Below are 24522 nucleotides of genomic sequence, written 5' to 3' on the forward strand. Positions count from 1 at the left end.
GATGCAAGAATTGATCATTGAGACATGGCTAATGGCTGCCTATGCTCTAAGTTCGCTCTGAATCATCCGTTATGGGACCAATAAAATGATAAATGATGCTCTCATTTTTGACGCAATTCGCACTCCTCGAGGTAAAGGAAAGGCAACCGGTGCTCTGCACGAAGTAAAACCTATTACCTTACTGACCGATCTTTTAAATGCCCTTCAAGAAAGAAATCAGTTTGATACTCAAGACGTCGATGACATTGTCATGGGTTGCGTGACGGCGGTTGGCGATCAAGGTGCGGTTATCGCCAAGACCGCCGCCTTAGCCGCTGGCTGGAATGATGATGTGGCCGGTGTGGTACTCAATCGGTTTTGCGCGTCCGGTCTTGAGGCCGTCAATATTGCGGCGATGAAAGTCCGCTCAGGCTGGGAAAACTTAATTGTTGCTGGCGGCGTTGAATCTATGTCGCGCGTGCCTATGGGCAGTGACGGCGGCGCATGGGCAATGGACCCGGAGACTAATTTAAAAGTCGGTTTTATGCCACAAGGCATTGGTGCCGATTTAATCGCGACGTTAGGTGGGTTTTCACGTACCGATGTTGACCAGTTTGCAGCGACTTCACACCACCGTGCTGCAGCAGCATGGCAAAACGGTGCTTTTGCTAAGTCGGTTGTGCCTGTTGTTGATCGGAACGGTTTTACCATTCTTGACCAGGATGAAATTATTCGTGGAGACAGCACGGTCGAAACACTCGCGCAGTTAAAACCTTCGTTTCAGATGATGGGCGAGATGGGTTTTGACGGCGTTGCCCGTGAGCGATACCCGCAAATAGAAGCGATTCAACATGTTCATACGCCTGGCAACTCCTCTGGCATTGTAGACGGCGCCAGCGCAGTGTTAATCGGCAGTGAACAGGCTGGCAAAGCATTCGGTATGCGGCCGCGCGCGCGCATCATTGCCACCGCCGTGGTCGGCTCGGACCCCACAATCATGTTGACCGGGCCAGCACCGGCGGCACGAAAAGCTTTAAAAGTGGCGGGTATGTCCGCTTCAGATATCGACCTGTTTGAAGTCAATGAAGCATTCGCGTCTGTTGTGTTGCGATTTATGGCTGAAATGAACGTAGCGCACGATAAAGTCAACGTAAACGGCGGTGCTATTGCGATGGGACATCCACTTGGCGCTACCGGTGCAATGATTCTAGGCACCCTGCTTGATGAGTTAGAAGCGCGTGACTTAAAGACAGGCCTAGCAACTTTGTGTGTAGGTGGTGGTATGGGTATCGCAACAATTATCGAGCGACTATAAGATTGGGTTTAGGAGAATAATAAATGACTTCAGTTAACTACGAAAAAGATCAAAACAATATTGTTCATTTTATTTTTGATAAGCCTAACGCCAGTGCAAACTTAATGGATCAGGAGTTCACTGATGCCTTCGTCGCCGCTGTCAAGAAATTACAACATGATGATTGGATCGGCATCGTTATGCGTTCCAATAAGTCGACCTTTTTTGCCGGAGGCAATTTAGAGGACCTCTATAAAACAACGCACGAAAATGCGCACATTTTGAATGACATGCTCACCCGCATTAAAAGTGCCATGCGCACACTTGAAACTTCTGGCAAGCCGGTTGTTGCCTGTATAAACGGTGCTGCTTTAGGTGGCGGTTGGGAGCTGGCATTGGCGAGCCATTACCGAGTATCTTTAAACCAAGGTGTTACGCTGGGGCTGCCCGAAGTAACCTTGGGCTTGCTACCTGGCGGTGGCGGTACAGTGCGAATGACTCGACTACTAGGCTTGCAAGCAGCATTGCCATTCTTAACAGAAGGTCGCCAATTCAAGCCAGTGCAAGGTAAAGCATTAGGTTTGATCAATGAGATTGTCGACACTCCGGAGCAACTCCTTGATGCAGCGGTTAACTGGATCAAAGAAAACCCGAGTGCTCAACAGCCTTATGATGTGAAAGGCTACAAAATTCCGGGTGGTAAACCAAACCACCCTGCCATGGCTCAAATGTTACCCATCGCCCCTGCGATGATGCGGCAAAAAACAAAAGGCACCCTGCCTGCCCCAGAATCAATTTTGTGCGTAATGGTCGAAGGTTTGCAAGTTGATATGGACTCGGCCCTACGTATTGAGTCCCGCTATTTTATTGAATTGGCTTGCGGCCAAATTTCGAAAAACATGATCGGTACGCTTTGGTTTCAATTGAATGAAATTAAAGCCGGTGCTGCTCGCCCTCCCAGTTTTGAAAAAGAACAAGTGACTAAGTTAGGTATTCTTGGTGCTGGCATGATGGGCGCAGGTATTGCTTACGCGAGTGCCTGTAAAGGCATTGAAGTCGTACTTAAAGATGTTTCAGTTGAGCAAGCTGAAAAAGGTAAAGCATACTCACAAAACTTACTCGACAGAAAGGTCAGTAAGAAGCGACTAACGTCAGAGCAGCGTGATGCTACACTTGATCGCATTTTAGCGACGAGCAGTGTTGAAGACCTAGCTGGATGCGATTTAATCATTGAAGCCGTCTTCGAAGATCGTAACTTAAAAGCCAGCGTCACCAAAGAAGCAGAACGCCAGCTAGCACCTTCCAATATCTTTGCAACCAACACTTCAACGTTACCTATTACAAGTTTAGCAGAAGCCTCTGAACGCCCAGCTAACTTTATTGGTCTGCATTTCTTTTCACCCGTAGACAAAATGCCGTTGGTGGAAATCATTACCGGTAAAGAAACGTCTGACGAAACGCTCGCAAAAGCCTACGACTTTGTGTTGCAAATTGGCAAAACGCCCATTGTGGTTAATGACAGCCGAGGGTTCTTTACCTCACGCGTCTTTGCTACTTTCGCACAAGAAGGCATCACCATGCTGGGAGAAGGCATTCCGGCTGCGGCAATTGAAAACGCTGCATTTTTAGCAGGGTATCCGGTAGGTCCATTGGCGGTAACCGATGAAGTAAGCATCACCTTGATGGAAAAAATTCGTAATCAAACCATTAAAGATATACAAGCCGAGGGGCTGACCTACGTAGCGCATCCGTCTGAATCAGTTGTTGACCGAATGCTAGAGTCAAATCGTTCAGGCAAAGCAGCGGGCGCAGGTTTTTACGAATACCCCAAAAACAAGAAAAAATATTTATGGCCAGGCTTGCAGGAAATATTTGCAGGTAAGGCTGAATTTGAACTACAACACCTTAAAGATCGACTGTTTTATATCATGGCCATTGAAACCGTACGTTGTCTAGATGAAAACGTATTAACGAGCGTTAGAGATGCCAACATTGGTTCGATAATGGGTATCGGTGCACCCGTTTGGACCGGTGGCTTGTTACAATTTATCAACCAAACAGGCTTGCCAACCTTCGTTGCTCGTGCGACTGAATTAGCTAGTTTGCATGGCGATCGATACGCCGTGCCCGAAATTTTACACAGCATGGCCAAAAACGGTAAAACCTTTAAAGATTAAACCTAAAAAAATCACTGCTGTCCCATAGTAGAGAGGCGGTCCATTGCTTGGAATTCGGGTGTTTGAAACATGGATGTTTCAATCAAGCCCCCATGGAAGGGTTTACGGCGACCGAAATTTCAAGCAATGGACCGCTGAACCCAGCGTAATCACTATGGTATTTATGGGACTGCAGTGATAAAAAATATAAGAGACCAAACACATGATAAAACGTACTGTATTTGAATCTGAGCATGAAATGTTTCGTGATAGTTTTCGAAAATTTCTAACGCAAGAAGCCGAACCTTTTCACGCCCAATGGGAAAAAGACGGACAAGTCTCACGCGAGCTTTGGAAAAAAGCCGGAGAAAATGGCTACCTAAGCCCAACTATCCCTGAGGAATACGGTGGTGTTGGTGTTGATTTTCGTTGCAATGCGATTGTCGATGAGGAAGTTGCACGTCTTGGTTTATCGGGTATTGGCTTTGCTTTGCACTCAGATATTGCCGTGCCCTACATTTATAATTACGGCACTGAAGCGCAAAAGCAAAACTATTTACCTGGCTGTGTGAACGGCGACATTATTACCGCCATTGCCATGACGGAGCCAGGTACAGGGTCTGACTTGCAAGGCATTAAGACCAACGCCATTCTCGATGAATCGGGTGAACATTATATTCTCAATGGATCAAAGACATTCATCACCAACGGCCAAATGGCCGATCTCGTTATCGTAGTCGCAAGAACCAACCCTGAAGCAGGCGCTAAAGGCATCAGCTTGTTATTGGTTGAATCAGACAGCGAAGGCTTTGTGAAAGGTCAAAATCTAGAGAAGATTGGTATGAAAGCCCAAGATACGTCTGAACTATTCTTCCAAGATGTCAAAGTACCCAAAAGCAACTTGCTCGGTACAGAAGGCATGGGCTTTATCTACCTTATGAAAGAACTTCCTCAAGAACGCTTGTCGGTCAGCCTTTCTGCGCTCAGCAGTGCCGAATCGATTCTTGAACAGACCGTTAACTATGTGAAAGAGCGCAAGGCGTTTGGTAAGAGTATTTCTTCTTTTCAAAATACCCAATTTAAACTCGCTGAAATGTCCGCAACAGTCACTATGGCGCGCGCCTTTGTCGACAAATGCTTAGAGTTACACATTGATAAGCAACTCGATGAAATCACCGCGGCAAAATTGAAGTTAGTGACGACCGAGATTCAATGTGATGTTATCGACCAATGCCTACAACTGCATGGTGGTTATGGCTATATGTGGGAATACCCTGTCGCGCGTGCATTTGCTGATGCCCGGGTACAAAAAATATACGCCGGCACCAATGAGATTATGAAGTTAATTATTGGCCGTTCAATGGTTTAACTGGGTCCGAATGTGTTGAACTGTTTATTCTCCCCATTGGAGTTGTTATGAGTTTGCCTCTGACTGGTTTAAAAATATTAGATTTTTCGACGTTACTACCTGGCCCTTATGCTACGCAATTATTAGCAGACATGGGCGCCGACGTATTACGCGTTGAGTCGCCTTCGCGTCCTGACTTATTAAAGACGATTGCACCTAGAGCGGGCAAAGCTTCTGCCGCACATGCATCTATTAACCGTAATAAAAAGTCGATAGCAATTGACCTCAAACATGCAGATGCTAAATCTATTATTGAGAAACTAGTACGCGAATATGACATTGTGATTGAGCAATTTCGCCCCGGCGTCATGACTCGCCTCGGGTTAGATTACTCGCAGTTACAAAAAGCACAGAGCAAACTCATCTACTGCTCCATTACCGGTTACGGCCAGACTGGTCCCTATAAAGATCGCGCAGGGCATGATATTAACTATCTGGCCGTTTCTGGTTTGGCGAGTTATTCGGGGCAAAAAGAAACCGGTCCAGTGCTTTCGGGTACTCAGATCGGTGACATTGCTGGCGGCTCGCACCATGCGGTGATGGCAATTTTGGCCGCCGTGATCCAACGCAGCGCAACTGGGCAAGGTCAACACTTAGATATCAGTATGAGCGATGCCTCACTCGCCCTCAATACGATGTTTGGCGCAGGTGCCTTAATCAGTGAGCAAGACCCTTCTTACGGAACAGAAATGCTGAACGGTGGATCGTTCTACGACTATTACGAAACTTCCGATGGTAGGCACCTATCCATAGGCAGTCTAGAGCCTATCTTTGCCGCCGGCTTACTTAAGCAGTTAGGATTAATGGAGTTTATGAATTCCATCGCCGATCCTCGCCCTCAAGCTCAGCAAGTGCTTAAACAAGCCATTGCCGAAAAAATAATAATGCAATCTTTAGCGCATTGGCATGCCGTATTTACTGAACTAGATGTTTGCGTTGAACCCGTTTTAACCGTCAATGAAGCGGCAAATCATGAGCATTTTATAGAACGAGGCATGATCACCAGTGTTACCGATAAAAACGGCAATCCGCTAAAGCAAATCAACTCTGCGCTGCCCTTTCGTAGAGAAAAACATCAAGCAGGTGCTAACCTTGGCGACCACACCACCGAAGTTCTTATACAATTTGGCTATGATAAAGGCACCATTAACGCTTTGTATGAGAGTAAATGCGTTAAATAGGAGCCGTTTATCATTTATGGGGCTAAATGTTGACTATAAATTCTTATTAAACTCTGCGATAGCATCAACAACCTGTTTTGCACCTTCTTGTATGTCTTTCATCACATGACCCGCATCATTAGAAAGCTGTAACGCCTTATCCGCTTCCTTTTTACTCTCCTCAATCAATGATACCGCTGCTTTAGTTAGCTGTTTGTTTTCTGATACAACACTAATAATCTCTTCCGTCGCAGTACTCGTCCTAGAGGCCAACTGTCTTACCTCATCTGCAACGACGGCAAACCCTCGCCCTTGCTCACCCGCTCTTGCGGCTTCTATAGCAGCGTTCAGTGCCAGCAAATTAGTTTGATCTGCAATACCACCGATACTTTCTACCAGCTCAGCAACTTTTTGTGATTGAGTATCTAGCTCAAATATACCCTGACTAGCACCATCCATTCGAGTTGATAAATACCCCATTGCTTCAATTGTCGTATCGATAACACTGATTGCTTTTAGGGTGTTTTTAACCGTTTCTTGCGACACCTCATAAGCAATATTTGAGGTTTCAGACATAGCGAGTTCGTTGTTAATTTGCTCAGTGATTACAGTCGCGAACTTGACGACCTTATAAAGCTCACCATTGTCATCGTGAATTGGGTTGTAAGTAGCCTCAAGCCAAACAATGTCACCATGACTATCAATACGTTTAAACCGATCAGAGACAAACTTACCTGTTCTAAGGCGAGCCCAGAAATCTTGGTATGCTTGCGTTTCAACATAACTTGGCTCACAAAAGATACGGTGGTGCTTACCCAGTATTTGATCTTTTGTGTAGTGCATACAATTAAGAAAGTTTTCATTTGCAGTCAATATCACTCCGTCAAGATTAAACTCAATCACCGCTGAGGATCGAGTTAGTGCGGTTAACATATCTTGATTCGATCTAGATTGTGAAATGATATGAGTGACCTCTGTAGCGAATACAGAAAACATTAAGCCACAACTTCTCGGCTGAACCACTGCACGCAACCAAATTTCAGCATCACCTTTAGATTTAAGGTGCATGCGCCCATGCCAATGAACCATGTTACTCAATGCGTTAAGCATGGCTTGGTTATGATCACTCTTAACAGATTTAGGGTGTATTAAATCTCGAATATTCTTAACCTGAATCTCTGTTTCATGGTAACCACTGACTTCAACAAACCGTGTATTTACGTCCGTGATTTTCCCATCTAAATCTAAGGAAAAACAAATCAACTCCTTTCTTAGATCGCCTTCCATTTCTTGGTACATTGTTAGCTCTTTTTCTAACTGGCTTATCTTTGCTAAATACTTTCGCTTACTAAATATCATAATCAGCTGCCCTAACCTCAATAGATACCCCAAAACCTCACTATAGTTGATTTTTTAAAATATTGTCCAGCTGAATACACCAAATGAACGTCACTAAATCGAAGACATAAAAAAAGCCCGTAAACACTAGGCTTACGAGCTTTCTTGCGTCTAAGTTAGACGGTTAGAGCGAGCTTTACATCATGCCGCCCATACCACCCATGCCGCCCATATCAGGCATTGCTGGTGCGCCACCTTCAGATGGTTGGTCAGCAATCATCGCTTCTGTGGTGATCATTAAGCCAGCAACAGAAGATGCGGCTTGAAGTGCAGTACGAGTCACTTTCGCTGGGTCAATGATGCCCGCTTCGATCATGTCTAAGTACTCGCCAGTAGCTGCGTTGTAACCGAAGTTACCAGAACCTTTCTTCACTTCGTTTAATACAACAGAACTTTCTTCACCTGCGTTACGAACGATTTGACGAAGCGGCGCTTCCATTGCACGTAGTGCAAGTGCGATACCAACGTTTTGGTCTTCGTTGTCGCCAACTAGGCTACCAATGTTGCTTAAAGCGCGAACCAAAGCAACACCACCACCAGCAACTACGCCTTCTTCAACCGCTGCGCGCGTTGCGTGAAGTGCGTCGTCTACGCGTGCTTTCTTTTCTTTCATTTCAACTTCAGAACCAGCACCAACCTTGATTACGGCAACGCCGCCAGCTAGTTTAGCCACACGTTCTTGAAGCTTTTCTTTGTCGTAGTCTGAAGTAGATTGCTCAATCTCAGCACGGATCTGCTCAACGCGTCCGCTAATATCTGCTTCTTCACCAGCACCATCAACAACAACGGTAACTTCTTTAGTAGAAGTAACACGCTTAGCTGAACCAAGGTGTTCTAATGTTGCTGTTTCTAGGCTTAGGCCAATTTCTTCAGAAATAACCGTACCGCCCGTTAAAATAGCAAGGTCTTGTAACATTGCTTTACGACGATCGCCAAAACCAGGCGCTTTAGCACCGGCTACTTTAACGGTTCCGCGCATATTGTTAACAACCAAAGTTGCTAATGCTTCGCCTTCGATGTCTTCAGCAATGATGAACAATGGACGACCCGATTTAGCAACAGCTTCCAAAATAGGAATAAGGTCACGGATGTTGGTGATCTTCTTGTCGACTAATAAGATGTACGGGTTTTCTTGCTCAGCGGTCATGTTGTCTTGGTTAGTCACGAAATAAGGTGACAAGTAACCACGGTCAAACTGCATACCTTCAACAACTTCTAACTCGTCAGCAAAACCAGTGCCTTCTTCAACAGTGATAACGCCTTCTTTACCTACACGCTCCATTGCATCAGCAATAAGCTGACCAATTGTAGCGTCTGAGTTTGCAGAAATTGTACCGACCTGTGCGATAGACTTCGCATCGGTGCATGGAATTGCAAGCAGAGCTAATTGCTCAACAACAGCCGCAGAGGCTTTATCGATACCGCGCTTAAGATCCATTGGGTTCATGCCAGCAGCAACAGACTTTAAGCCTTCGTTAACGAATGCTTGTGCTAATACCGTTGCTGTTGTGGTTCCGTCACCGGCTTCATCGTTCGCTCTAGAGGCAACTTCTTTAACCATCTGAGCGCCCATGTTTTCGAACTTGTCTTCTAGTTCAATCTCTTTAGCAACAGATACGCCGTCTTTAGTGACAACCGGTGCACCGTAGGACTTATCTAATACAACATTACGACCTTTAGGGCCTAATGTTACTTTAACTGCGTCAGCCAATAGGTTAACGCCTTTTTGCATTTTGTCTCGAGCCGAAAGGCCAAATAAAACTTCTTTTGCAGCCATGATTACTTACCTTTAAAAAATCAGATTGATGAATGAGTGACTTAGACGATCACACCAAAAATGTCGCTTTCGCTCATGATTAATAGCTCTTCGCCATCAACCTTTACAGCGTTGCCAGAATATTGGCCGAAAACCACTGTATCACCGACTTTAACGTCTAACGCGCGAACTTCGCCATTGTCTAAAACTCGACCATTACCGACAGCTAAAACTTCACCTTGAGAAGGTTTTTCTTTAGCAGAACCTGGTAAAAGGATACCGCCCGCGGTTTGTTGCTCTTCTTCCTTGCGACGTACAACGACGCGATCATGCAAAGGACGAATATTCATCTTATAGATCTCCTAAATATTAATGTTGGGAGTGTTGTTGTTAATGGTAATACCCAGAAAACCTGTGGTTACCTCTTATGCACACGATAAATGGGGGTGTCCATAGACTTTTCAACAGTAATTCTCTTATTTTTTTTAAAATCCATCCTAAAAACTGCAAACAACAGCTTGACTGTTTGTTTTTTGATCAATTAATGTAAGCTATATCTCAAATAGTCATATTTACCAGTTTAAATTCTTGAAGCGATTGTTCCATTCAGTGGATCAATTTATACTCAATTTACGATTTAACTCTTATAGCGGGCAAAGGATATGCAAGCACTTCATGCATCGATCATGATTGTCGATGACACCAAATTTAGCAGCGCAGTTGTTAAGAAATATCTCGATTCTGTCGGTTTTACCGATATTCGCATCGCCGATAACGCAATAGATGCCATTTCAATGCTGAAATCTCGAAACGCCGATATACTATTGGCTGATTGGTTGATGCCGGGTATGGATGGTCTAGCGCTAACTCAACTGGTTCGTGAGCTTAACCGCCGGAAAAACGAATTCACCTACATAATGCTACTCACTGCTAAAGAAGAAACTAACGACCTCAAAGAAGCTTTTGCCAGTGGCGTTGATGATTTTATCGGCAAAACGACGCTAAAAAGCCAACTTCTACCTCGTGTTTACGCAGCACAGCGTATTTCACAAGTTCAAAACACACTGCTTAAACGTGAGCAAAAAATAAAAGACCAGTATAAAAAGCTATCTATTTTAAATCGCACCGACCCAACAACAGGTGTGGGCAATTTAAAATACTTAGAACATCAGCTATCGCGCTATTTAAAACAACATAAGGGCCGCTCTGGCCATATTGGTTTGTTGCTGTGCCGTATTGATGGCTTTGAACAGCTGCGTAAAACTAAAGATCGCTCTGAGCTGAATGGCTTGCTGAAACTAGTGGGTAAGCGCCTTCAAGATACAGCAAGACCACTTGATGATATTGCTCGCATTAGTGAAGACACTTTTGCAATTGTTTTATACGGCCATGAACCTACCTTCATTACCCAGACCTTAATTCGACGAGTTCAGGACAGCGTTTTTGTAAAAGCCTATCCGACCGCGGGTAACTTTTGCCATCTGTCAGGCACCTTACAATACGACATCGTTGACTCTGTAACGGCAACCCCTGCAGACGCCACCAGCTTTTTATCGGAAGCACTAACTCGGCTTAATGGTTTAACTGCTGGTTATTCGGTATTTTTCTGGGAGGACGATCAAATATCCTACGCCTAACTACAGTCTTTTGAAAAAATTGGTTACGATGCATTAACTTCCTAGTTAGTGCATCTGCCATGAATCAAATAGTACAGAGTCTTATTGTCGGTCCTGGCGCCATTGGCAGCTTAGTTTGCGCTCATATTCAACAATATTCTCAAGTCTGGGTATACCGCCATAAACCGAACTTAGTTTTACCAAACCAAGCCTACACTGATACACTCATTGACCTTCGGTGGTGTCCATTAGAAAACAACCATCAACCCATTGATCTAATATGGCTGTGTTCAAAAGCCGAGTACAGCTTAGCATTAGCAACGAAATTATTAACTCAACACTCACAAGCGAGCGTCGTATTGTTGCACAATGGCATGGGGCCACAGCAACTTCTGGCAGAGCATTTCCCAGGCAGAGTTATTTTTGCAATGACTACCAACGCCGTGTTTAAACAAGCAGATAGGATATTTCATCAAAAAGCCTTTGGAGTAACGCCTCTAGGTTACCCCCTTGCAACCAACCCTATTCAACATAATTGGGTAAGTACTATTGCCAAATGGCCGGGTAACATGGGGTTCCAGGCAGATGATCGAATATTAAGCTCCTTATGGAAAAAGCTAGCGATGAATGCGGTGGTTAATCCATTGACGGCCTATTACCAAGTCAAAAATGGTGCCCTTATTGGCTCAGAATACAAAGAAGCCATAAGCTTCCTCTGTCACGAAATTGAATTAATTGCTTGGGCGGAAAACATTGCCTTGCCCAGCCCACTAACAGAAACGATTTATGATGTTATAAGCCTTACGTCGGACAATTATTCATCAATGCAACAAGATATTTATTTCAAGCGCAAGACTGAGATCGAATTTATCTTAGGTTTTTTGTTAACCCTTGCCGAACAACATCAAATAGATACCCCTCATTTACAACACTGGTATCTAACCATTTTGTCACTTCAGAACTCTTTTTTGGATTAAATCTATGCGCCCGATTAAGTCATTAAGTCACAAGCTCATGATCAGTTATTTCATTGTGATAATATTGGTCTCTACCATCACCGCTCTGATACATACTGGCAGTTGGTTATCACCTTCGGCCCAAGTTGCCATTCAATGGCTAATGGTTCTCGCGGTTATTTTCGGCCTACATTATTATTTTCGTTGGCTAGTTCTAAAGCCAATTCGTCACCTTATTGAAGTGACCAAAGAGTTAACCCTTACCACAAGCTCCCCGATACGAGCCAAACGATCACAAAATGATGAACTGGGTGATTTAGTCAATGCACTTAATGGGCTTATCGATGGAATTCAATCACGTAAAGAAATTATTATTTCTGAACGAGACCGCGCTGCCCTCGCCCATCAAAACGCAAATGCCTACGCAGCTGAAATGCGCTCAAGTAACAGAAAGCTAGAATTAGAGGTGCAAGTTAGAAAGCGAATCGAAACTAAGCTAACTGAATTCCAACAGTTTTTGAACAGTATCATTAACTCGATGCCGTCAGCTATTATCGCCATTGATCAATCTTTAATTGTGACTCAGTGGAACGCCGAAGCAACCCACTTAACATCAACTTCAAGCAGTGATGCCAAAGGTGAGCATCTCGTCAAGGCATTTCCTTATATGAACAGCCATCTAGACTGGTTACAAGAATCTATTATTACAAAACGAACCAAAACCTTGCGTAATGTTGAGTTTATCAAAGACCACAAGACGTACTTGCTCGACATCGTCGTGTACCCGCTACAGCAGGTCAACAGCAACGATGCCGTTATTCGTATAGATGACGTGACCGAGAAGTTCCGCATGGAAGAAACCATGATCCACAGTGACAAAGTCATGTCTTTAGGGGGGATGGCCTCAGGCATGGCACATGAAATTAACAACCCTCTATCAGCAATTGTTCAAAGTGCTCAAAACATTGCGCGACGCATTGACCCAAAGCTTGCTGCGAATAAAAAACAAGCAGAGCTTAGCCAGGTCGACCTGAATCAAATGTATGACTATTTAACCAAGCGTAAAGTTACTACCTTTTTAAAAAACATTTCTGAATCTGGTATTCGGGCATCGAAACTAGTTACGAATATGTTGCAATTTAGTCGTTCTAATGAAGTCACTTTGCAGCCTTGCATGATTATTGATGTGCTTGAAAATGCGATCAATATTGCGGTGACTGATGACAAGCTTTACAGCATCAAAGGCAATTTTGAAATGAACATTGATCAAGATTTTCAAGCGCCGCAAGTAAAGGTTTCCGGTGTATTTACTGAGCTTGAACAAGTAATTTTGAACCTTATTAAAAATGCGTCTCATGCTATCTCGGAGCGTAAACAAACCTTAAACGATATCGATGAAGGTATTATAAATATCCACCAAAGCATCGAAGATAACTATTGCCTAATTTCGATCAGTGACAACGGCATTGGCATGACGCCCAATACTCGTAAAAAAGTATTTGAGCCATTTTTCACCACCAAAGAAGTTGGTATTGGCACTGGGCTTGGCTTATCTGTTTGCTATTTCATTATTGGCACGCATCATTCCGGTCAATTACGGGTTGAGTCAGAATTCGGACAAGGTAGCCTATTTGAAATAAGACTGCCTATTTTAAGCGAAGAACAGATACTTTGACTAATTGAGAGCCAGTTCACAGGAATACTATTAAACCCTTTACGAGAGTGGCCGATAACACCATTGTATTCACCATATTCACGCGAGAAAAACATGGCCACTATTATTCTTGGGAAAAACCTACTCTCTACTGAAGAGCTTATCGAATTTGCCTTTAGTGAGCTCAATCATCAGAATCAAACTTTGCGTGAGTTAACCCAAACAGCACAAGATTCTGCGATACATTCCTCGTTACTGCTTATTCGCATGATGAAAGCTGAACGCATCTTCATCGACCCCGCTGCAGAAAGCCGTAATAGGGCTGCTTAAGCTCACGGGTGTAATGACTTCTAAACACCTGTCCAATTGGGCAGGAACCTTCAAGACGAATGACAAAGTTGTTCATTTACGGTAGCCTTCGAAGAAAAAATTATCCTTAAAAAGGCTAACGAATGGCAATGCGTACTTCTTTATATCAAGCACACCTCGATGCAGGTGCTAAAATGGTCGATTTTGGTGGTTGGGATATGCCCATCAACTACGGCTCTCAAATAAAAGAACATCAAGCTGTACGTGAAGACGCCGGCATTTTTGACGTATCACACATGACTATCGTTGATGTGGAGGGCAATCAAGCTGAGGCTTATTTACAGAAACTACTGGCCAACGATGTCGCTAAGCTTAAATCGGAAGGCAAGGCCCTCTATACCGGTATGCTAAATAATGATGGCGGCGTCATTGACGACCTTATTGTTTATCGTATGAAAAAAGGTTTCCGCACGGTTGTAAACTGCTCTACTCGAGACAAAGACCTTGCTTGGATGAACCAAGAAATTCAATCATTTGACGCAACTCTTACCGAGCGCGATGATTTGTCCATGGTTGCGGTACAGGGGCCTAAAGCTATTGAAAAAACGCTGAGCGTTTTGCCTAGCGATGCAGCGACGATTGTACAAAGCTTAACCCCTTTCCAAGGCTTGCCTCATCAAGAGTGGTTTTTTGCTCGCACTGGTTACACTGGTGAAGATGGCTTAGAAATTATGCTCCCCCATGTCGAGGTCAATAAGTTTTGGCAGGACCTGCTTGCGGCAGGTATTGTTCCTACCGGTCTGGGTGCTCGCGATACGTTGCGGCTAGAAGCCGGCATGAACTTATATGGCAACGATATGGATGACAGCAAGCATCCTTTAGAATCAGCGATGGGCTGGACTCTCGCTTGGGAGCCTGCAGATCGGACATTTAATGGCCGAGCGGCTCTTGAAAAAGTTAAAGCCGAAGGTCAATACGGTAAGTTAACCGGTATTGTGCTTGAAGGTCGTGGCGTTATGCGTTCACACCAAGCCATTCATGCAACCGAAGATGGCCCAGCCGTTGGTGAGATCACCAGTGGTACTTTTTCACCTACTTTATCTCAGTCTATTGCCATTGCACGTATCCCTAAAGATTTAAAGGGTTCCTGTTTTGTTGAAATGCGCGGTAAAATGGTCGCTGTGCGTATTGTGGCACTTCCGTTTGTCCGTAATGGCGAAAAACAGTTTGATTAATATTAGAAATTCTCAAAGAAGGAATAATACATGAGCAACATCCCAGCAGATTTAAAATATGCAGCATCCCATGAGTGGTTACGTGAAGACGGAGATGACGTGTTTACTTTGGGCATCTCTGATTTCGCCCAAGAAAAACTAGGCGATGTCGTTTTTATTGAATTACCCGAAGAAGGTGCGGAAGTCGTTGCTGGCGACCCGATTGCCGTGGTTGAATCGGTTAAGGCCGCATCAGATATTTATACCCCTGTTACCGGCACTATAGTCGCGGTTAACAGCAGCCTTGAAGATGCGCCTGAGCAAGTCAACGAAGATGCCTATGAAAATGGCTGGTTTTTCAAGATCAAAATCACTGATCCAGAAGAGTTATCAGAATTAATGGATGCTGATTCTTACGCTGATCAGTGTGCCGATAACGACTAGTTTAAGCTGTTTGTGGTGACACACCTCTCTGTGTCGCCACTCAAACTAGCTCGACAAGTACAGAACCACGCAGGAATAACGGTTCCTCGCCAAATTAGACCAATTGAGATAACCCATGACTTCTTTGACTGATCTAGAATATCGCAATGCCTTCATTCGCCGCCACGTTGGTCCTGATAACCAACAACAACAGGACATGCTTAAACTTGTCAACGCTGGGTCTATAGATGCCTTAACCGATGAAATCGTCCCGCGCGATATTCAGTTTAATCAAGCTCTACAGCTCGAAGATGCGACACCTGAACACGAAGCGTTGAATTACCTAAAGGCTATTGCCGGGCAAAACAAAGTCTTTAAAAACTACATTGGCATGGGTTACTACGACACACTGGTTCCAAATGTTATTTTACGCAATGTATTAGAAAACCCCGGTTGGTATACGGCCTATACACCTTATCAACCAGAAATTGCTCAAGGCCGACTGGAAGCGTTAATTAATTACCAGCAAATGGTGATCGACCTGACCGGCATGGAACTCGCCAATGCCTCGTTGCTAGATGAAGCGACCGCCGCCGCAGAAGGCATGGCTATGGCCAAGCGAACCGTTCGCCAAAACAAATCAAATGCTTTTTATGTCGATGAAAACGTATTACCCCAAACGCTCGACGTTTTACGTACACGAGCTGAGTATTATGGCTATGACATTATTGTTGGCCCAATTGCCAAAGCCGCGGAAGAAGACGTATTTGCTGCACTGATACAATACCCTGGCGTAAATGGCTCCATTATAGATCCAGAGCCTATTATTCAGGCATTAAAAGAAAAAAATGCCATGAGCATTGTCGCCACCGATTTATTAGCCTTGTGTTTGCTAAAGACACCTGGTGAAATGGGTGCCGATATCGTCATTGGTAACAGTCAACGCTTTGGCGTACCGATGGGATATGGCGGTCCACACGCTGCTTTCTTCGCTACCTTAGAAACACATAAACGCACCATCCCTGGTCGAATTATTGGTGTCTCTAAAGATGCCAATAATAAGCCCGCGTATCGCATGGCACTGCAAACGCGTGAACAACATATTCGCCGTGAAAAAGCGACATCGAACATCTGTACTGCACAGGTTCTTTTGGCCAACATGGCGGGCTTCTATGCGGTTTATCATGGTCCTGAAGGCTTAACTCGCATTGCTAAGCGAGTGCATCGTTTAACCGGTATCTTATCTGAAGGTTTGGTGGCCAAAGGTATTCGTGTATTGAATTCACACTTCTTTGATACCTTAACGATCGACCCGTTACACAACCACGAAATTATTGTAGAACGGGCTGCGGCGGCAAAAATAAATCTACGGGAAGACAAGAACGGTTACCTTGGCATCTCTATTGATGAAACAACTTCACGCGAAGATATTGAAGAGTTATTCGATATTTTCTTAGGTGAGCATGATCTAAATGCAACAAAAATAGACCTAGATTTAGAACAACAAGACACTTCTTTCTTACCTGAAGCATTAGAAAGACAAACTGACTTTTTAACACACCCGGTGTTTAACAGTCATCATAGTGAAACAGACATGTTGCGCTATTTGAAAAAGCTAGAAAATCGTGATTTAGCGTTAAATCAAAGCATGATTGCGCTTGGCTCTTGTACGATGAAGCTTAACGCGACGGCACAAATGATACCCGTCACCTGGCCTGAGTTTGGCAAAATACACCCTTTCGCACCCTACAACCAAACCCGTGGTTACCGTACTTTAGTTGAAGAATTGCAAAACATGCTCAAAGCCATCACCGGTTTTGATGCCGTTAGCATGCAACCTAACTCAGGTGCTCAAGGTGAATATGCTGGTTTGCTGGCTATACGTAAGTATCAAGAGTCGCAAGGTGAAGGCCACCGCGATATCTGTATTATTCCGCAATCTGCACACGGTACTAACCCCGCATCTGCGCAAATGATGGGCTTACAAGTCATCGTGACGAAAACCGACCCGCAAGGTAACGTCGACCAAGCAGACTTAGCTAAAAAAGTGGAGCAAGCTGGCGATAACCTGTGTTGCTTGATGATTACCTACCCTTCTACTCATGGTGTTTATGAAGCAGGCATTAAAGAGATTTGCCAGTTGGTGCATGACAATGGCGGCCAAGTTTACATGGACGGTGCGAACCTCAATGCGCAAGTTGGCCTAACTCGCCCTGCCGACATCGGAGCCGATGTCTCACACATGAACCTACACAAAACCTTTGCCATTCCACATGGTGGTGGTGGCCCGGGTATGGGTCCTATTGGGGTTCGTGAACATCTTGAGGCCTACTTGCCAAACCATGTCGTTAATCCTGTTAAAAACGGCAATCCACTGATGGGTGCTGTTTCAGCTGCACCTTATGGCAGTGCCTCCATTTTAACCATCTCTTGGATGTACATTCGTCTATTGGGTGCAAATGGCCTGAAAAATTCAACTCAGTTGGCAATTTTAAACGCAAACTACCTAGTAGAACGTTTAAAAACCCATTATCCAATACTCTATACCGCGCCAAATGGCCGCGTTGCACACGAGTGCATTATTGACCTACGCCCACTCAAAGCCGACACCGGTATTACCGAAGTCGATATTGCAAAGCGGTTAATGGATTACGGCTTCCATGCCCCAACCATGAGTTTCCCTGTACCGGGCACCTTTATGATTGAACCTACAGAGTCAGAGTCTAAACCAGAGCTTGATCGTTTTGCTGAGGCGATGATTTCAATTCATGCGGAAATTCAGCAAATTAAAGAAGGCCGCTGGCCTGCTGATAACAACCCATTAGTACGTGCACCACACAGCCAGAGTGATTTAATCGCAGGCTGGGATCGTCCATACACAATTCAGGAAGCGGCGTTTCCCTTAGCCTGGGTAGCGGAGAATAAGTTCTGGCCATATGTAAACCGTATTGACGATGTTTGGGGTGACCGTAACTTATTCTGCGCATGTCCTCCCACTGAATCCTATTCGGAGAATTAAGATGGAATTTATAATTACCGTAATGGCCAATGATCGACCTGGAATTGCTGAACGCCTTGCGCGTGAAATTGAAGCGCACCAAGGCAACTGGCTAGAAAGCCGAATGGCAACCATGGCGGGTAAGTTTGCCGGGATAGTTCGTATAGAAGTTCCAGAGGCCAACTTCAAAGCCATTCAAAAAGGCTTAACAGGCTTGCGTGATGAAGGCTTATCGGTCGCCATTGAATTGGGTGAATCGAGCGATGGTAAAACTACCCTTCACACCATTGAAGTGGTTGGAAACGATCGTTCGGGTATTGTCCGTGAGGTCACTAATGCGTTGGCTAGCCAACATGCCAACGTCACTGATTTGCAGACTGAAATAGAACCGGCCTCGATGAGCGGCGGAGTTATTTTTAAAGCACTCGTTGAGTTTGAATTGACCGAAGACCAATCGATCGATGAAGTTATTCAATCCCTTGAAAACTTATCACCCGATCTCATGGTCGACACTAAGTAACCAACCGCAAACATTAGTCAGCCATTACGATTGCAGTTTTTTATAAAGCTCAATCGTTGGCTGATTAAGCAACTCAGGACGTTCATTAAATACCCCATAAGCTGCTAACTTTTTCGCTAAAGGCACTTTCACGTCGGTTAAATACAAATTGATACTTGCCGAATCCATCTCTTGGCTAAAACGTTTCAACATATTCGCGCCGCTGGCATCTAAGTTATGAATACCAGAAGCAACAATCACAAGGTTTTCAAGCTGTTCATTTTCAGCAACACGCTGTAAGAAGGCTTGTTCAATAACGCCCGCATTCAAGTAGGTTAGGCTTTCATCAATTCGCAAAAACAAAGTGTTTGCTAAAGTTTGAGTTTCAGCATGGTTCACATTTTTAAACCGCTCTGTATTTGGTATCAAGCCAAGTTCAGCAATATAAGGCTTACGATGGCTAATTAGTAGTGCAATTACGGAAGCAACCACACCCACCAGTAAACCCGCCTCAACTTCCCAAACGAGTACCAATAAAGCGGTTAACCAACTAATACCACCATCAATACGATTCATTCGAACCAACTTCGCCATTGAAGGAAATTCTAACAACTGACTCACGGCTACGATAATAGTGGCGGCTAAAACTGGAATTGGAATATAGGCCAACCAAGGTGTTAAAAATAGAATACCTAGACTCAAAAATATCGCTGTTAATGCTCCGGCTATTGGCGTTTCAGCACCGGCATCTGCATTTACAACCGAACGCGCCATACCACCTGTTACGGGGAAGCCACCGCTAAAACCCGCGGCGATGTTCGCTGCACCCAAGCCAAGCAACTCACGATTTGGACTAATTCGCTGTCGTTTAACAGCGCCCAATGTTTGTGCGACCGCTATCGACTCTGTCATGCCAATTAAAGTAATAATAAACGCAGGCAATAATAGCTGACTCATCAAGGCAAGATCAAAGATAGGCATTTGCAAACTTGGCAAGCCTTTAGGTAATGCACCAACCGTTTCCAAACCCATGGCGCTCAAATCTAATAAACCCGATAGCAACGCTGCAACTAAAATTAACACCATCGGTAACAGCCGACGAGATAAGGTACCAAACTGTCCAAACACTTTATTGGTGAATGCGATCCCCGACTTAGAGCGCGACCAAAATAAAATGATCATTGCCGTTATGCCCATTAAACTGGAGACACTATGAAAAGTAGAGATATCAAGCGTATGTAGACGCTCAACAAGATTTCCACGCGACATACTAATTCCAGTCAAGGGTTTAATTTGACCAATAATAATTAACAGTGAGGAAGAAGTGATAAAACCTTTCATGACTGGGTAGCTTAAAAGCTGGGTAATAAAACCAAGCCTAAACACACCCATAATAAAGTACATTGCCCCAACCATCGCAGCCAATAATAAGGCCATTTGCATGTACTCTTCACTGCCCGCGGTGGCCAATGGCATAAGCGTATTGGCAGTTAACAAACTGATAATAGCCACAGGCCCTACAGCAAGTGCTGCACTGGTGCCAAACATAGCATAGGCGATGAGCGGCAAAATGGAGGCATATAACCCAGCTTCAGGCGGTAAGCCAGCAACTAAAGCATAAGCTAAGCTTTGTGGAATCAACATCAAGGTCACAATGACAGCTGCATTGACGTCGCTAATGAGTAATTTTTTACCGTAGCGACCGGTAGTGACAAGCTTTATTGCGCCTTGCATCAGGTCACTGCCTTGGATTTTATCTAACGCCCTCACTCACTTTCCTCTCTATTCAAACTAAAATTATGTCACTTTCACAATTAGCGATTTAGCAGCCTATTAATAAAACATAGCCTGTTGCACCCTACTTTGCGAAAATTTGGCAGAATCATACCATATATTAGACATTACTAAAGTATAAATAAGTATTTTTACTTGGCTTTCAGTTGTGATTTAACCTTTTTGAATACACAAAAAAGGCCGCAAGTTTTGCGGCCTTTGGTTTTACTCTTACTGGGCAAGCATTAACGCCCACTCCCTACAGCAGATATTCGAGCCCATAATGCAGCTCTTGCTCATCAACTACCCTTTTACAAGCCAAGCATACACCAGGCATAAATGAGCTTCTGTGTTGAGAATTATGCTCTATTTTTAAAGTTTCAGATAAACCACCAAACATCACAGTTTGCTGCGCTACCACGCCTGGCAACCGGATAGAATGCAAAGGAACCTCATGCAAACTTGCGCCACGAGCGCCCGGCACTATTTCTTTATCACTCGTAGGTTCAGGGTTACTGGTTCGAGCTTGAGCAATCATTTCAGCAGTACGTAGTGCGGTGCCGGATGGGCTGTCTTCTTTTTGTGTACTGTGAGCTTCGATCACTTCAACATCAGGCATATACTTAGCCGCTTCAGCCGAAAACTTCATCATTAATACGGCGCCTACTGAAAAGTTTGGAGCAATTAAACCACCCAGTTTTTTAGCCTGTGCTAAGGCTTTGAGTTCATTAACTTGGGCTTCTTGAAAACCACTGGTTCCAATAACCGGGCAAGCCCCAGCGGCAATAATGATTTTAGTATTCTCAAAGCCGGCAGAAGCAATGGTGAAATCAACAACCACTTGAGCACCCGTGTCTTTAATAGCACTGGCTAAGTCTGAATCTCTATCAATAGCGCCAACAAGCTCTAACTGTTGATCATTGCCAATGGCCGTAACAACCTCTGAACCCATGCGACCATTTGCGCCGTTCACTAAAACCTTTATCACACTCATCCCCTGTCTAGGTAGCTCATTTGAGCACAGTAAAATTTAATATCGCTAGCTTATTCAAGCAAGCGATTTGAGTAAAGTGACATATACGAAAGACTGTTTTATGTTTCACCAAACTGTAAGTCTGCTAACCGTTTGTAAAGCACAGAAGATGCTATCAGCGATTCATGGGTGCCTTGCGCAACCACGGCACCTTTATCTAAGACTACGGTTCTATCGGCACCCAATACGGTTGCCAGCCTATGCGCGATAATCAATGTGGTACGATTTTCCATCAATACATCGAGTGCTTTTTGTACTTGGAATTCACTTTCAGCATCTAAGGCACTGGTGGCTTCGTCTAACAGTAAAATTTCTGGATCATTCAAGATGGCTCGAGCAATAACCAAGCGCTGCTTTTGCCCACCACTGAGGCGTACACCGTTTTCGCCTAGATGACTGGAAAAACCATCGGGTAAATCCATAATAAAATCGTATGCAAATGCCGCTTTCGCTGCTGCTATGACTTCTTCATCGGTTGCGTCGGGTTTGCCATAGCGAATGTTGTACCAAACATCACGACTGAACAATACCGGCTGCTGTGGTACCAGCGCCATATTGGTACGTAGATCGTTTAATCTAATGTCTTTAATATTGGTGTTTAATAAATTGATGTTGCCTTGTTGCGGATCATAAAAACGTAACAACAGTTCGAACAAGGTAGATTTACCCGCACCACTAGGGCCCACTAGAGCGATCGTTTCACCACGTTGAACATCTAGAGTCACCTTATCAAGCGCGGGACGGTCCAAACGACTTGGGTATGCAAAGGTAACTTGATTAAGTGCTAAATGAGGCTTGCTGCTCGTGTTTACTTCAAATGGGTTTTCTGGGTCTGATATAAGCGTTTGCTCAGACAGCAACTCCATTAACCGTTCCGTAGCGCCTGCAGCACGCTGTATTTCACCGTAAACTTCAGAAACGCCAGCAACACCAAAGGCAACCATTAAGGCGTAAAATACAAACGCCGCGAGTTCACCCGCTGTCATGTTGCCGTTCATGACATCATAACCCCCTACCCATACCATTGAAGCGATGGCAGAGAATGACAAAAAGATAACAATAGCCAATAATGCAGAACGTGTAAGGATGCGTTTTTTTGCAACGTTAAAAGCTTTATCAACTTCTTTACCGAAGGCATCTATTTCGAAGTTTTCACGTGAGTAAGACTGCACTGTTTTTACTTGGCGAATAATCTCACCGGCGTAAGTGCCGACATCGGCAACCGTGTCTTGGCTTTCTCGGCTTAAATTACGGACTCTTCGCCCCATCCACAAGGCTGGCACCAACACCGCTGGTACCCCTAATAATACAACAGAAGTCAGCTTCATGTTGGTTACAAACAGCATAATTAGGCCACCGGAAACCGTCAGCGCATTACGCAAGGCAAACGACAAACTAGAGCCAATAATAGATTGCAATAGAGTGGTGTCGGTGGTCAATCGCGACATGATTTCACCCGATTGGTTTTCTTCAAAAAAGCTGGGGTGCAACCGAACTAAATGTTTAAAAACGTCATTGCGGATATCGGCGGATATTCTTTCACCCAACCAAGTAACCAAATAGAAACGAATAAAAGTGCCCACAGCCATCACAATAACCATAGCCATAACGACACCCAACATGGCATTAAGTGATGTCATAGACTCAGCACCAATACCTTCATCGATGACTAAGCGCACACCTTGGCCGAGTAACAAACTGATCATGGCAGTAATGATCAGTGCGGTGGCGGCCCCTGCCATCACTTTTTTATAACGAGATAAATACGGCCATAAAGCGGCTAAAAAGCTTAATGTGACTTTTTTCTTCTCTGGGTTCGAGTTGGTCTTTTGTTCTGATTCGGTGGATTGCTGCGTTTTTGCAACATCGCCTTGAGACTGGGTCATCTTGATTGATTCCTTTGACGCTTTCAGCTGTAAAAGGTAACTATTAGGGTAATAACGTTAATACCAAGTACCTATTGAGATTTTGTGACTAATGGCGGCTCACATTTTCTAAATATCACAAAACTGCACAGGTGTTTCGATTAACCAAGATAAAGAAGCATACGCCCTCACCGTCCGATTTATCGACAAATCACTGCCGGTTGAAAACAACGCAATGGACGCGTTTTGTTCTTCTGTGTTTGGTACGTTCAAATAACGGCGCTTTACTTCAAGTGCAACCGCATCACTGGTATCAACAATTTGAATTTTTCTGCCAACGAGCGCGCTCAGTTGGTCTTTTACAAGCGGGTAATGAGTACAACCTAATACCAGTTGATCGGCACCTGCGCTAATGAGCGGCTGACTATAACGCTCAAGCAATGCAGCAATTTTATTGGAGTCTTGCTCAATTGCATCGGCCAACCCCATACAACCTTGGCTAATTATTTTAACGCTCGGCATAAAACGCTCTAATAGCCTTTTATAACGCGACGAAGCGACGGTATTTTCAGTGGCCATAATACCAATGCAGTGGCTTTGACTTGAAATAGCAGCCGGTTTTACACCGGGTTCAACGCCAACAATTGGCAAGTCAAATTCTTCTCTTAGTGTATCTATTGCCAAAGCGGTAGCAGTATTACAGGCAATGACAATTAAGCTGCAACCTTGTGCGATGAGCCATTGTGTAATAAGCCGGCTGCGCTGAAGAAGTTTAGCTTCGGTCAAGTCGCCGTAAGGCGCATGAGCGCGATCGGCCACGTATATTAAAGAAGTATTTGGCATCAACTGAGCAACGCTTGAAAGCACGGTTAACCCGCCAACTCCTGAATCAAACACTCCAATCATAAAGACCTTTTCAAACTAAAAAATTGAGGGCGAATTGTAACATGTCTTAGTAAGGTGAAAATAACAAATAAAACCCACGAAATACTAAGCCTAGGCAAACCCGTGGCTCACTACTATTCATAGCA

Annotated in this window: 19 protein-coding genes and 1 pseudogene; 12 read left to right on the forward strand and 8 right to left on the reverse strand. The window is 44.3% G+C overall.

Features of this window, described 5'->3' with window-relative positions:
* The first annotated feature begins 85 nt into the window (after positions 1–85).
* The 4 genes from ACI882_RS09995 (at position 86) to ACI882_RS10010 (ending at position 6018) form a co-directional block, all read left to right on the forward strand.
* Complete coding sequence (locus ACI882_RS09995) at positions 86–1294, forward strand: acetyl-CoA C-acetyltransferase (RefSeq protein WP_411745364.1); 1209 nt, start codon at positions 86–88, stop codon at positions 1292–1294.
* A gap of 23 nt (positions 1295–1317) precedes the next feature.
* On the forward strand, positions 1318–3450 hold the full coding sequence (locus ACI882_RS10000) for a 3-hydroxyacyl-CoA dehydrogenase NAD-binding domain-containing protein (protein ID WP_411745363.1): 2133 nt from the start codon (positions 1318–1320) through the stop codon (positions 3448–3450).
* A 202-nt stretch (positions 3451–3652) separates the two neighbouring features.
* A complete protein-coding gene (locus ACI882_RS10005; RefSeq protein ID WP_411745362.1) occupies positions 3653–4798 on the forward strand; it encodes an acyl-CoA dehydrogenase family protein in 1146 nt (381 codons plus the stop codon).
* Positions 4799–4845: 47 nt separating this feature from the next.
* Complete coding sequence (locus ACI882_RS10010; protein WP_411745361.1) at positions 4846–6018, forward strand: CaiB/BaiF CoA transferase family protein; 1173 nt, start codon at positions 4846–4848, stop codon at positions 6016–6018.
* Positions 6019–6051: 33 nt separating this feature from the next.
* Here ACI882_RS10010 and ACI882_RS10015 read toward each other — a convergent pair whose 3' ends face one another.
* From ACI882_RS10015 to groES, 4 genes and pseudogenes are all read right to left on the reverse strand, one after another.
* A complete protein-coding gene (locus tag ACI882_RS10015; protein ID WP_411748473.1) occupies positions 6052–6573 on the reverse strand; it encodes a methyl-accepting chemotaxis protein in 522 nt (173 codons plus the stop codon).
* 18 nt (positions 6574–6591) lie between these two features.
* Positions 6592–7356: pseudogene (locus ACI882_RS10020) on the reverse strand (PAS domain-containing protein); the annotation flags it as partial.
* A 175-nt stretch (positions 7357–7531) separates the two neighbouring features.
* The gene (gene groL, locus ACI882_RS10025; protein WP_411745269.1) at positions 7532–9172 is read right to left on the reverse strand and encodes a chaperonin GroEL; all 1641 of its coding nucleotides are present in this window, start codon (positions 9170–9172) and stop codon (positions 7532–7534) included.
* A gap of 41 nt (positions 9173–9213) precedes the next feature.
* Entirely contained in the window at positions 9214–9501 is a 288-nt protein-coding gene (gene groES / locus ACI882_RS10030; protein WP_411745270.1) for a co-chaperone GroES, read from the reverse strand.
* A gap of 312 nt (positions 9502–9813) precedes the next feature.
* Between groES and ACI882_RS10035 the strand changes: the two genes are divergently transcribed.
* The 8 genes from ACI882_RS10035 to ACI882_RS10070 all read left to right on the forward strand — a co-directional run bounded on the left by ACI882_RS10035 (position 9814) and on the right by ACI882_RS10070 (position 18841).
* Positions 9814–10788 (forward strand): response regulator, encoded by a 975-nt coding sequence (locus ACI882_RS10035; protein WP_411745271.1) that lies wholly within the window; start codon positions 9814–9816, stop codon positions 10786–10788.
* A gap of 59 nt (positions 10789–10847) precedes the next feature.
* Entirely contained in the window at positions 10848–11744 is an 897-nt protein-coding gene (locus tag ACI882_RS10040) for a ketopantoate reductase family protein (RefSeq protein WP_411745272.1), read from the forward strand.
* Positions 11745–11748: 4 nt separating this feature from the next.
* Entirely contained in the window at positions 11749–13398 is a 1650-nt protein-coding gene (locus tag ACI882_RS10045) for an ATP-binding protein (protein ID WP_411745273.1), read from the forward strand.
* Between the two features lie 93 nt (positions 13399–13491).
* Positions 13492–13707, forward strand: a complete 216-nt coding sequence (locus ACI882_RS10050; RefSeq protein WP_411745274.1) for a hypothetical protein — start codon at positions 13492–13494, stop codon at positions 13705–13707.
* 122 nt (positions 13708–13829) lie between these two features.
* On the forward strand, positions 13830–14921 hold the full coding sequence (gcvT, locus tag ACI882_RS10055; RefSeq protein WP_411745275.1) for a glycine cleavage system aminomethyltransferase GcvT: 1092 nt from the start codon (positions 13830–13832) through the stop codon (positions 14919–14921).
* Between the two features lie 30 nt (positions 14922–14951).
* Positions 14952–15344, forward strand: coding sequence for a glycine cleavage system protein GcvH (gene gcvH / locus ACI882_RS10060; protein ID WP_411745276.1), 393 nt, complete (start codon positions 14952–14954; stop codon positions 15342–15344).
* Between the two features lie 115 nt (positions 15345–15459).
* Positions 15460–18342 (forward strand): aminomethyl-transferring glycine dehydrogenase, encoded by a 2883-nt coding sequence (gcvP, locus tag ACI882_RS10065; protein WP_411746656.1) that lies wholly within the window; start codon positions 15460–15462, stop codon positions 18340–18342.
* Position 18343: 1 nt separating this feature from the next.
* A complete protein-coding gene (locus ACI882_RS10070) occupies positions 18344–18841 on the forward strand; it encodes a glycine cleavage system protein R (RefSeq protein ID WP_411743883.1) in 498 nt (165 codons plus the stop codon).
* A gap of 24 nt (positions 18842–18865) precedes the next feature.
* Here ACI882_RS10070 and ACI882_RS10075 read toward each other — a convergent pair whose 3' ends face one another.
* From ACI882_RS10075 to murI, 4 genes are all read right to left on the reverse strand, one after another.
* Complete coding sequence (locus ACI882_RS10075; protein ID WP_411743884.1) at positions 18866–20590, reverse strand: SulP family inorganic anion transporter; 1725 nt, start codon at positions 20588–20590, stop codon at positions 18866–18868.
* A gap of 262 nt (positions 20591–20852) precedes the next feature.
* On the reverse strand, positions 20853–21581 hold the full coding sequence (gene dapB, locus ACI882_RS10080; protein WP_411743885.1) for a 4-hydroxy-tetrahydrodipicolinate reductase: 729 nt from the start codon (positions 21579–21581) through the stop codon (positions 20853–20855).
* Between the two features lie 104 nt (positions 21582–21685).
* Positions 21686–23512, reverse strand: coding sequence for an ABC transporter transmembrane domain-containing protein (locus ACI882_RS10085; protein ID WP_411746655.1), 1827 nt, complete (start codon positions 23510–23512; stop codon positions 21686–21688).
* A gap of 108 nt (positions 23513–23620) precedes the next feature.
* Complete coding sequence (gene murI, locus ACI882_RS10090) at positions 23621–24397, reverse strand: glutamate racemase (RefSeq protein WP_411743887.1); 777 nt, start codon at positions 24395–24397, stop codon at positions 23621–23623.
* Between the last annotated feature and the right edge of the window lie 125 nt (positions 24398–24522).

The sequence above is a fragment of the Reinekea sp. genome, from assembly GCF_046710285.1.
Lineage (GTDB): Bacteria > Pseudomonadota > Gammaproteobacteria > Pseudomonadales > Natronospirillaceae > Reinekea.